This is a genomic window from Endozoicomonas gorgoniicola (assembly GCF_025562715.2).
GTDB classification, from domain to species: Bacteria; Pseudomonadota; Gammaproteobacteria; order Pseudomonadales; family Endozoicomonadaceae; genus Endozoicomonas_A; species Endozoicomonas_A gorgoniicola.
Window position 1 is genome coordinate 4,872,153 of sequence record NZ_JAPFCC010000001.1, and the last position, 10,348, is coordinate 4,882,500.

General features: G+C 49.3%; 8 protein-coding genes and 2 rRNA genes (1 of these 10 running past the window's edge). 3 read left to right on the forward strand and 7 right to left on the reverse strand.

All coding sequences use genetic code 11. The annotated features are described in order from the left end of the window. Positions 1 to 34: 34 nt before the first annotated feature. Complete coding sequence (can, locus tag NX722_RS21780) at positions 35 to 715, forward strand: carbonate dehydratase (protein ID WP_262564983.1); 681 nt, start codon at positions 35 to 37, stop codon at positions 713 to 715. Between the two features lie 166 nt (positions 716 to 881). Next, positions 882 to 1,415, forward strand: a complete 534-nt coding sequence (locus NX722_RS21785) for a cytochrome b (RefSeq protein WP_262564984.1) — start codon at positions 882 to 884, stop codon at positions 1,413 to 1,415. Positions 1,416 to 1,486: 71 nt separating this feature from the next. Here NX722_RS21785 and NX722_RS21790 read toward each other — a convergent pair whose 3' ends face one another. The 3 genes from NX722_RS21790 to NX722_RS21800 all read right to left on the reverse strand — a co-directional run bounded on the left by NX722_RS21790 (position 1,487) and on the right by NX722_RS21800 (position 3,890). Then, entirely contained in the window at positions 1,487 to 2,533 is a 1,047-nt protein-coding gene (locus NX722_RS21790) for a Fic family protein (protein ID WP_262564985.1), read from the reverse strand. Between the two features lie 150 nt (positions 2,534 to 2,683). Next, entirely contained in the window at positions 2,684 to 3,502 is an 819-nt protein-coding gene (gene truC, locus NX722_RS21795; RefSeq protein ID WP_262564986.1) for a tRNA pseudouridine(65) synthase TruC, read from the reverse strand. 49 nt (positions 3,503 to 3,551) lie between these two features. Further along, a complete protein-coding gene (locus NX722_RS21800; protein WP_262564987.1) occupies positions 3,552 to 3,890 on the reverse strand; it encodes a hypothetical protein in 339 nt (112 codons plus the stop codon). Between the two features lie 15 nt (positions 3,891 to 3,905). Here NX722_RS21800 and NX722_RS21805 point away from each other — a divergent pair, with 15 nt between their 5' ends. Further along, positions 3,906 to 5,141 (forward strand): ISL3 family transposase, encoded by a 1,236-nt coding sequence (locus NX722_RS21805; RefSeq protein ID WP_262563604.1) that lies wholly within the window; start codon positions 3,906 to 3,908, stop codon positions 5,139 to 5,141. A gap of 179 nt (positions 5,142 to 5,320) precedes the next feature. On the opposite strand, the gene NX722_RS21810 is transcribed toward NX722_RS21805, so the two are convergent. From NX722_RS21810 to NX722_RS21825, 4 genes are all read right to left on the reverse strand, one after another. After that, complete coding sequence (locus NX722_RS21810; RefSeq protein ID WP_262564988.1) at positions 5,321 to 6,553, reverse strand: BaiN/RdsA family NAD(P)/FAD-dependent oxidoreductase; 1,233 nt, start codon at positions 6,551 to 6,553, stop codon at positions 5,321 to 5,323. Between the two features lie 109 nt (positions 6,554 to 6,662). Further along, complete coding sequence (locus NX722_RS21815; protein ID WP_262564989.1) at positions 6,663 to 7,316, reverse strand: NAD(P)H-binding protein; 654 nt, start codon at positions 7,314 to 7,316, stop codon at positions 6,663 to 6,665. Between the two features lie 269 nt (positions 7,317 to 7,585). Next, positions 7,586 to 7,701: ribosomal RNA gene (gene rrf / locus NX722_RS21820) — 5S ribosomal RNA — on the reverse strand. Positions 7,702 to 7,930: 229 nt separating this feature from the next. After that, positions 7,931 to 10,348 (reverse strand): 23S ribosomal RNA (locus NX722_RS21825); it runs 490 nt beyond the window's last position.

Consider the following 10,348-nt stretch of genomic DNA (forward strand, 5'->3'; position numbering starts at 1 on the left):
AAATCAATTCGGTAACAGATACGGAATTCAGATCATGCGTCGATTACAAAAGCTATTCAATAACAACAGACAATGGTCAGACTCAGTCCGCCAGAAAGAGCCAGACTTCTTTGAGAAGCTGTCACAACAACAGGCTCCTGAGTACCTGTGGATCGGCTGTTCCGATAGCCGTGTGCCAGCAAATCAAATTACCGACCTGCTTCCCGGCGATCTGTTTGTTCACCGTAATGTTGCCAACCAGGTTGTTCATACCGACCTTAACTGCCTGTCAGTTATCCAGTACGCTGTGGACTACCTGAAGGTCAAGCACATTATTGTCTGTGGTCATTATGGCTGTGGCGGCGTGGCAGAAGCCACCAAAAACAGCAAGCTGGGCATGATCGACAACTGGCTGCGCCATGTTCAGGATGTAAAACACAAACATAAGGAAGCTCTGGAGCCTATTTCCAATGACCAGACCCTGGTCAACAGAATGTGCGAGCTGAATGTTCTGGAGCAGGTGGTGAATGTCTGCCAGACGACCGTTGTGCAGGACGCCTGGGACCGTGGACAGGACCTGGCAGTACACAGCTGGATTTACGGTCTTAAAGATGGCCTGCTCAGGGATCTGGGGATGTGTGTTACGGCACCTGAGGAGCTGGAGCCACTCCACAGCAGTTCGGTGTCCGCCATTGTAGATAAAATTTCGGACGCCTCTGAAGCAGAGCAGCTCTGAAACCTCCTGCCCTGCCACCTCCTTGCTGTGTTCTCTCTTAGAACACAGCTCTCACCAAACAATGATTGCGTGACGTTTCGGAGCCATTCTGGTTTCTCTCGCATACACTTACTACTCTTCTCCCTTGGTAATTTACAGATTGGCAAAAACAAGAGGAACACAGCCCATGGAGACTGAAAAATACCCTGTCTTAATGCGCTTTATGCACTGGCTGATGGCCATCACCATTCTGGGGATGATCGGCAGTGGCTGGTTTATGGCAGGTCTGGACCCGGACGTAGCGCCCTACAAATACGACATTTATTTCTGGCACAAATCCTTTGGCGTACTGTCTATGCTGCTGATTGTTGCGCGGATCATCATTCGCCTTTCAATCAAACACCCCAAACTGTCTGAAACATTGCCTTCGTTCGAAAAAGCACTGGCAAAACTTGCCCACTTTTCGATGTATCTGCTGATGATAGCGGTGCCTGTCAGTGGTCTGCTTATGTCTGAATTTGGCGGCAAACCCATTCCTTTCTTTGGGCTAACCCTTCCTGAAGTTATCGAAAACAATAAAGAAATGGCCGGGCTGCTGCATAGTATTCACACGACCATTCCCTTCGTTTTTCTTGGAATTATTTGTCTGCATATTCTGGGTGCTTTAAGACATCGTTTTATGGATTCTCCAGAAAACGATGTTTTGAAAAAAATGCTCTGACAGAACTGAGCCGGAACCACTATCTTGAAAACTCCCTCCGGCTCATCACTAAAACACAGGGTAAGTTTGTACTAACAAACCTTCTGCCATTGTGAACCCCGGCCCTTGCCGATGGGTTCCAGACGACCCTGTTCCCGAAGCCCCTGAATCACTTTCTTCACCAGCTCACGACTGACGGTAGGAATCTGCAAACAGATATCCGCCACAGAAAATGGTTCTTCCCGCTCTTCAATCGCTATGGTGATCAACTGTGATTTGGGCGCCCGGCTACTTTGTCCCTGCAACGCTTTTACGCGGACTTCCAGTTCCTCAAAAGCCTGAATCAAAGCATCAAGAAAAAAGTTAATCCACGGCATTGGGTTGTGCGTGCCTTCATGCCAGCCTTTTACGCTGCGTTGCATCGCATCAAAATAGGCCGTCTGATTCTGAGACAAGATTCGTTCCAGGCTGATAAAACGCCCGACATGGTAACCGTTCAGCGACAACATCATTAACGCCAGCAAACGGGCAATACGGCCGTTGCCGTCACTGAATGGATGAATACAGAGAAAATCCAGTACCGCACAGCTGATCACCAGCAGCGGCTCAACCGTACGATCCAGAGCGCCATGATACAGCTCAACCGTTTTTTGCACGGCTGCAGCCGTTTCAGCCGCTGGCACTGTACGATAAAGCACCCCCTTGATGATTCCGTCAGCATCACGCTCGACAATATCCTTGTTCGTCGCTTTCCAGCGTCCACCCTCGTGGGGTAGATAACTGTAGAGCAGGGCATGCAACTGGCTGACCAGGCTGACCGACAGGTTCGTGTGTTCTGCCGGATCGACCACCATTTCCAACACGTCATGATAACCGGCCACCTGACGTTCAACCGGCGTTCTTGGTCGTATTTCCTGTAAGACCAGTTTGCGGATGACCTCTCTCGGCGCAAGGATATTTTCCAGACTGTTGCCATACTCCACCGACTCCAGCGTCGCCACCTGCCGCAGAGTATCAAGCACTTCGGGCTGCTGGCGAATAACCAGCGGCTGACGCCCCAGGAACTCTCCAAGCCGACGAAAGCGAGCGAGTTGGGCAGCCGTAAAGCGGTATTCAGATAAACGTTCCAGACTATTCATACATCGAACTCAGTAGCAATCACACAGGCTAAACAGATAATTATCGTTTACAACTCTTAGTAAAGATAACAAAAACACAAGAGTAACCAATAATTTCAGTAACCTCTAGCTTTGGAGCTAAAACCACATTTATCGTGTAATTAAAAGGTATTATTGATTATATTGCACTTCATTGTGCAAATAATCAGCCACTCTGTCAGCCCAGCCAAACCGTTTTATAAGATCTGAAAAACGTTTGTCCAGCGATGCTCTTAAAGACAGGGGCTGACCACTGACCGGATGCATAACTTCCATTTCAATACAGGCCAGCAACAGACGGTCTGCACCAAAGTGTGTAGCAAAATAACGGTTGTGGTTTCCCTTACCGTGTTTTGCGTCTCCTATAATCGGGTGCGCAATATGCTTCATATGACGACGAATCTGATGTTTTCGCCCTGTTTTCGGTCGGGCTTCAACCAGTGAGTAGCGACTCTGTGGATAACGGTCAATCGCGACAGGTATCTCAACTGTTGCCAGTCTTGTGAACTCCGTTACAGCGTCCTGGGCAGGCTTGTCCTGCTGTGCTTTACGATCCGTCATCTTATCCAGCTCTTCTTTGAGGGCATGGTCTATAACACCAGACTCCGGAGCGTAACCGCGCACAATCGCCAGATAGTTTTTTTTCACACTGTTTGATCCAAACTGCTGCCCCATCTGCTTCGCGATTTCCGGAGACAATGCGAACAGCAGAACACCGGATGTTGGTTTATCCAGCCTGTGCAGTGGATAAACCCGCTGACCAATCTGATTCCTGACTTCCTGCAAGGCAAAACGGGTTTCATGCCGGTCAATCATGGAGCGGTGAACCAGTAATCCTGAAGGCTTATTCACAGCAACCAGGCAGTCATCCTGATAAAGAATTTCCAATGGCTTATCGTGTTTTTCTAAATTGTGCTTTTTGGAAAGGGGTTGTGGTGTGTCTTCACTCATTTTCTGTTTTCGTAGCCCGTAGCCCGTAGCCCGTTGCAATATTTGGTGCTTACATAACTTCGAGGTCAGTCAGATCGGCACGCATCAGGTCATCCCTGCCCAGATCAAAGCCCGCCACAGCAACATGTACCTGGAACCAGCTACGCAGCTGTGCGGCGTTCCGCTCTTCCGGCCAGCGGGCCGGGTCTTCTTCCCAGGCAGACAGTTCGTTTTCCATCATATCGCGAGCGTTCTGGTCAATGATGATGTTCAGTGCCTCTTCGGTATCCTGTTCGTCCAGAAGATAAGCGCCACCTTCCAGAGACCAGTCTTCAGGCAGATCGGCACCAAGGGATTTAGGCTCTTCCTCAATTTGAGTGGGTGATTTATTATATTCTGAAGCACTCAATGCAAGGATGCACCGATGCGTGATAAGCAACTCTATTCTCAAATACTGGGTATTGAGTCTCCTTGGTTCGTTTCTGAAGTTGAATTGTCATTACAGGATCAACAGGTTCGGGTATTCATTGAACACAATGGTAAAAAGGCCTGCAAATGCAGTGTTTGCGATAAGCCCTGCTCTGGCTACGACCACATCACTCAGAAGTGGCGTCATCTGGATACCTGTCAGTTTCAGACTATTCTAGTTGCCAGGGTTCCACGGACCCAGTGCCCTGAGCATAAGGTGTTAGCCATCAATGTGCCCTGGGCTGAATCTGACTCTCGATATACAGCTCTGTTTGAAGCCCTTGTTATTGACTGGCTAAAGGAGGCAACTACGAAGGCAGTTGCACGACAAATGAAGCTTGGTTGGAATGCCATAGACGGTATTCAGCAGCGTGCAGTGAAGAGAGGACTGGCTCGTCGTGATGCTAAGCCACCAAAACGAATCGCTGTTGATGAAACCTCATTTCAAAAGCATCATGAATACGTCACAGTGGTCACTGACCACGACCAAGGCGTTGTTATTCACGTTTCTGATGACCGTAAAAGTGACAGTCTCAACGAGTACTTTGACACACTGCCCTATGACCATAAAGAGGGGATCGAATGCGTGACGATGGACATGTCCAAGGCTTACATCAAGTCAGTCAGTGAGAATGTTCCAGACGCAGATCAGAAGATTGCATTTGATAAGTTTCACGTTGCTCAGTCTCTGGGTAAAGCTGTCAACAAGGTTCGGATAGAAGAGAACAAAGCCCTTGTAAACCAAGGTGTAGAGCTGCTTAAGGGGACTCGCTACGACTGGCTGACTAACCCTGAAAACATGTCTGAAGAGCAGTGGGATAACTTCGAACCACTGAGAAACTCGACACTTAAAACAGCTCGCGCCTGGGCCATCCGGCAAATGGCAATGAGCTTATGGAATTACAAGTCCAGAGCTTGGGCAATCAAGGCCTGGAAGAGGTGGCTATGCTGGGCGCAGAGATGTCGGCTTGAGCCCATAAAAGAAGTTGCCAGAACGGTCAAAGAGCACTTGTGGGGTATCATCAACGCTATTGTCCTTGAGGCTAATAACGGTCGAGCAGAGGGAGTGAACAGCAAGATTCAGAGTTTGAAGAATCGGGCTTGTGGCTTTCGAAACCGTGAAAGATATAAGACAGCGATCTACTTTCATCTTGGAGGCTTGGACTTGTACCCCACTGGCGTACATCGTTGAAAACTACCCACTTAAAACAGGGAAGAACCGGGATTTAACCCAGTCGATAAATGGCTGGGCAGGTTTCAGGCTTACAACACAGCGGTTAATGAACTTCATTTAACGTTCCTCAAAACAAATCATCAGATGCTGCAAGGGTAACGCTGAAACAAACATCAAGCCAACCGCATTTGTTTCATTCAGACAAATTGTCCGGCGCAATGCCCGGATGCCCATGCCCATTGAAAGTTATAGCCTCCCAGATGACCGGTGACATCCAGTACTTCTCCGATAAAAAACAATCCTAGCTGTAATCGGCTTTCAAATGTCTTAGACGACACTTTGCTTGTGCAAACGCCGCCCAGAGTCACTTCTGCTTTTTTATAACCTTCAGTACCTGCTGGTTGCAGTTCCCAGCTTTCAAGCTCGTTTGCCAGTTCTTCCAACTCTGAGTGACTGTAATGACTAATGGTTTTACGACCACTTTCGGTTAGAAGCCTTAGCTTACCGTGTTCACACAGAGCATTTGCCAGGCGTTTTGTCAGATGCTCAGCCAGGATCGTCTGGGTTTCTGCCTTTGCACGGCGTTGTTGTGCTTCTTTTAAAAAATCGTAAGCAGTAACAGCAGGTAGCCAGTTTATAAAAACACTGTCGTTTTCTTTCCAGTAAGAAGACACCTGTAGAATAGCGGGACCACTCATCCCTTTGTGGGTAAACAATACATTTTCTTTAAAAGACTGACCATTGCAGGTAGCTATGACTTCAGCACTGACTCCTGACAATTCGGCAAACTGTTCCAGCCATTGTTTAGACATGACCAAAGGTACAAGGGCAGGGCGAGTCGAGATGATGTTATGCCCAAACTGTTCAGCTACCTGATAGCCAAAGCCCGTAGCTCCCATCGTTGGGAATGACAGACCACCTGTCGCAACAACAAGAGACTGGGTAGAGAAGTGACCGGAAGATGTCTCCAGACGATAAACCGGCGCTTCGCCATTTTTCTGGTGGTCAATACTTTCTATTTTTGTTCTGGTACGAATAGTGACACCGGCCCCCCGACACTCATTCACCAGCAGGTCAACGATTTGCTGTGAGCGATCATCGCAAAAAAGCTGCCCTAATGTTTTTTCATGCCAGGCCACCTGGTATTTATCCACAAGCGCCTGAAAGTCCCACTGTGTATAACGGGAAAGCGCTGATTTGCAGAAATGACCGTTATCGGAGAGGTAGTTCCCCGGCTCGGTATAGAGATTGGTGAAGTTGCAGCGACCACCGCCTGAAATGATAATTTTCTTGCCGATCTTGTTGGCATGGTCAAGCACCAGAACCCGCCTGCCTCTTTCACCCGCCGTCAGGGCGCACATCAAACCGGACGCACCAGCGCCAATAACGATGACATCGTATTCAGACAGCAGAGGTTTTGATTGAGGCATATCGTTTTACATTCCCGAAACAACTAAGGCTGCGGACTATATACAACCTGCTTTTATAAACCAAGGAGCATAAACCGTTGTCTGTGGTGTTTTTCCAAACGTTTCTCTATCAACCTGTTTTCGGGAAAACATCCTCCAGAATAAAGTATTCCTTGCGGTTCCCCTCAGACAAGGAGGCTTCCAACATTCTCCGGGCAACCTGCTGACCGGTTATTGGACGGTACTTTCTTAGAAAAGGTATCCTGCATAAAACGGGCATGATATAAGCTGCAATGCCTTCACCAAGTCTTGGTTTGTCCCGGCTACCCAGTAACAGTGAAGGCTGGAAGATGCTGATCCGTTTGAAGGGTAGCTCTTTAACATCGTCTTCCAGTTCACCTTTCATCTTCATGTACGCTGCAGAACTTTTGGCATTTGCACCACTGGAACTAATGAGCAAATAGTGGGGGATATCATTTCTGGCAGCTATTTTGGCAACCTGTAACTGGTAGTCGTAATCAATGCGTCTTTGTTCCGCAACTGAACCAGCCTGTTTTCTGGTTGTCCCTAAACAGGAAAATAAAGCGTCACCTTTAAATAACCCGGAATATCGATCCAGTTTTTCAAAGTCGATTAAATGATTCTGGTGCTTGTCTGATTCCAGTTCCAGAGCCCTTCGGGTCATGGTTACAACCCTTTCAAAAGCATCACTCAGTATCAGTTGCTTAACCAGTTCTTTACCAACCAGCCCTGTAGCACCAATAACAACAGCTGTTTTTGCCATATTGATTCCTCCCTCAAGCAATACAAACCAGACTGTATCATTGATCAGGCTTCAGGCGTCGTATTCAGAATGAATATAACGGTTGCTTTTATTTTCTGTCCTTTCTTTTTCTTGTACACATCAGACTTTTCTTATTTTTTCTGCACACAGCAAAAACCCCAACCGATTTCTCGACTGGGGTTTTCACAGCCTTGAGCGAACACTTGAAACGTTCCTGACGTTTCGAAGTGCTTCCTCCATTCATGGAGGTCGCTCAAGGTAAATTGGGTGCCTGGCGATGACCTACTCTCACATGGGGAAGCCCCACACTACCATCGGCGATGTGTCGTTTCACTTCCGAGTTCGGGATGGGATCGGGTGGTTCCAACACTCTATGGTCACCAGGCAAATTCTTTTTTGAGTTGCAGTTTTTCCGCTTTCCGCTTTCCGCTTTCCGCTTTCCGCTTTCCGCTTTCCGCTTTCCGCTGCCAGTTTAGGCTACTGCAAACTCTGGAATCCTGTTCTTAATAAGCTGTATTTCTTGCTTCACACTCTCGTGTATGGCGACCTCCATGGATGGAGGAAGTGCTGAAAATCGTCTGGAACGATTTCAGTACAAATCGCTTTGGCGTTATATGGTCAAGCCTCTCGAGTCATTAGTACGGGTTAGCTCAACGCCTCACAACGCTTACACACCCCGCCTATCAACGTCGTAGTCTTCAACGTCTCTTATGTGGCCTCAAGGGCCAAGGGAAGTCTCATCTTGAAGGGGGCTTCCCGCTTAGATGCTTTCAGCGGTTATCCCGTCCGAACTTAGCTACCGGGCAATGCGTCTGGCGACACAACCCGAACACCAGTGGTTCGTCCACTCCGGTCCTCTCGTACTAGGAGCAGCTCTCCTCAAACTTCCAACGTCCACGGCAGATAGGGACCGAACTGTCTCACGACGTTCTAAACCCAGCTCGCGTACCACTTTAAATGGCGAACAGCCATACCCTTGGGACCGGCTTCAGCCCCAGGATGTGATGAGCCGACATCGAGGTGCCAAACACCGCCGTCGATGTGAACTCTTGGGCGGTATCAGCCTGTTATCCCCGGAGTACCTTTTATCCGTTGAGCGATGGCCCTTCCATTCAGAACCACCGGATCACTAAGACCTACTTTCGTACCTGCTCGACCTGTACGTCTCGCAGTCAAGCTGGCTTGTGCCTTTACACTAACCGCACGATGTCCGACCGTGCTTAGCCAACCTTCGTGCTCCTCCGTTACTCTTTGGGAGGAGACCGCCCCAGTCAAACTACCCACCACACAATGTCCCCGGTCCCGGTAAGGGACCTGGGTTAGAACCTCAATATTGCCAGGGTGGTATTTCAAGGTTGGCTCCATGCAGACTGGCGTCCACACTTCAAAGCCTCCCACCTATCCTACACAAGCAACATCAAGATCCACTGTGAAGCTGTAGTAAAGGTTCACGGGGTCTTTCCGTCTAGCCGCGGATACACTGCATCTTAACAGCGATTTCAATTTCACTGAGTCTTGGGTGGAGACAGCGTGGCCATCGTTACGCCATTCGTGCAGGTCGGAACTTACCCGACAAGGAATTTCGCTACCTTAGGACCGTTATAGTTACGGCCGCCGTTTACCGGGGCTTCGATCAACCGCTTCTTCCGAAGAATAACAGCATCAATTAACCTTCCGGCACCGGGCAGGCGTCACACCGTATACGTCCACTTACGTGTTAGCACAGTGCTGTGTTTTTAATAAACAGTCGCAGCCACCTGGTATCTTCGACCAGTCCCAGCTTAGAGAGTAAATCTCATCACCAGAACCGGCGCACCTTCTCCCGAAGTTACGGTGCCATTTTGCCTAGTTCCTTCACCCAAGTTCTCTCAAGCGCCTTGGTATTCTCTACCTGACCACCTGTGTCGGTTTGGGGTACGGTCCCCCTTGACCTGACGCTTAGAAGTTTTTCCTGGAAGCATGGCATCAACCACTTCCCGGCCGTAGCCGGTTCGTCATCAGTTCTCGGCATAAGTGGACCCGGATTTGCCTGGGCCCACAGCCTACGACCTTAAACAGGGACAACCATCGCCCTGCCGGCCTAGCCTTCTCCGTCACTCCATCGCAGTCAAGGGGGGTACAGGAATATTAACCTGTTTCCCATCGATTACGTCTTTCGACCTCACCTTAGGGGCCGACTCACCCTGCGCCGATTAGCGTTGCGCAGGAACCCTTGGTCTTCCGGCGAGGGAGGATCTCACTCCCTTTATCGTTACTCATGTCAGCATTCGCACTTGTGATACGTCCAGCATGCCTCCCGGCACACCTTCAACCGCTTACACAACGCTCCTCTACCGCTCGACAACTCTTTATAAAAAGAGCATCGAACCCGTAGCTTCGGTGAATAGTTTGAGCCCCGTTACATCTTCCGCGCGAGCCGACTCGACCAGTGAGCTATTACGCTTTCTTTAAAGGGTGGCTGCTTCTAAGCCAACCTCCTGGCTGTCTGGGCCTTCTCACATCGTTTCCCACTTAACTATTACTTTGGGACCTTAGCTGACGGTCTGGGTTGTTTCCCTTTCCACGACGGACGTTAGCACCCGCCGTGTGTCTCCCTTGATTGCACTCATCGGTATTCGGAGTTTGCATGGGGTTGGTAAGTCGGGATGACCCCCTAGCCCAAACAGTGCTCTACCCCCGATGGTGAGACAAGAGGCGCTACCTAAATAGCTTTCGAGGAGAACCAGCTATCTCCGGGCTTGATTAGCCTTTCACTCCTATCCACAAGTCATCCCCTGGCTTTTCAACGACAGTGGGTTCGGCCCTCCAACCAGTGTTACCTGGTCTTCAACCTGCTCATGGATAGATCGCCCGGTTTCGGGTCTACACCTTGCGACTGTTCGCCCTATTAAGACTCGGTTTCCCTACGGCTACCCTATGCGGTTAACCTTGCCACAAAATGTAAGTCGCTGACCCATTATACAAAAGGTACGCAGTCACATGCCTGAGCATGCTCCCACTGCTTGTACGTACACGGTTTCAGGTTCTGTTTC

Bases quoted from the DNA above. Each gene is read 5' to 3' on its own strand.
- can (WP_262564983.1), top strand. From the start codon at position 35: ATGCGTCGATTACAAAAGCTATTCAATAACAACAGACAATGGTCAGAC.
- NX722_RS21785 (WP_262564984.1), top strand. From the start codon at position 882: ATGGAGACTGAAAAATACCCTGTCTTAATGCGCTTTATGCACTGGCTG.
- NX722_RS21790 (WP_262564985.1), bottom strand. From the start codon at position 2,533: ATGAATAGTCTGGAACGTTTATCTGAATACCGCTTTACGGCTGCCCAA.
- truC (WP_262564986.1), bottom strand. From the start codon at position 3,502: ATGAGTGAAGACACACCACAACCCCTTTCCAAAAAGCACAATTTAGAA.
- NX722_RS21805 (WP_262563604.1), top strand. From the start codon at position 3,906: ATGCGTGATAAGCAACTCTATTCTCAAATACTGGGTATTGAGTCTCCT.
- NX722_RS21810 (WP_262564988.1), bottom strand. From the start codon at position 6,553: ATGCCTCAATCAAAACCTCTGCTGTCTGAATACGATGTCATCGTTATT.
- NX722_RS21815 (WP_262564989.1), bottom strand. From the start codon at position 7,316: ATGGCAAAAACAGCTGTTGTTATTGGTGCTACAGGGCTGGTTGGTAAA.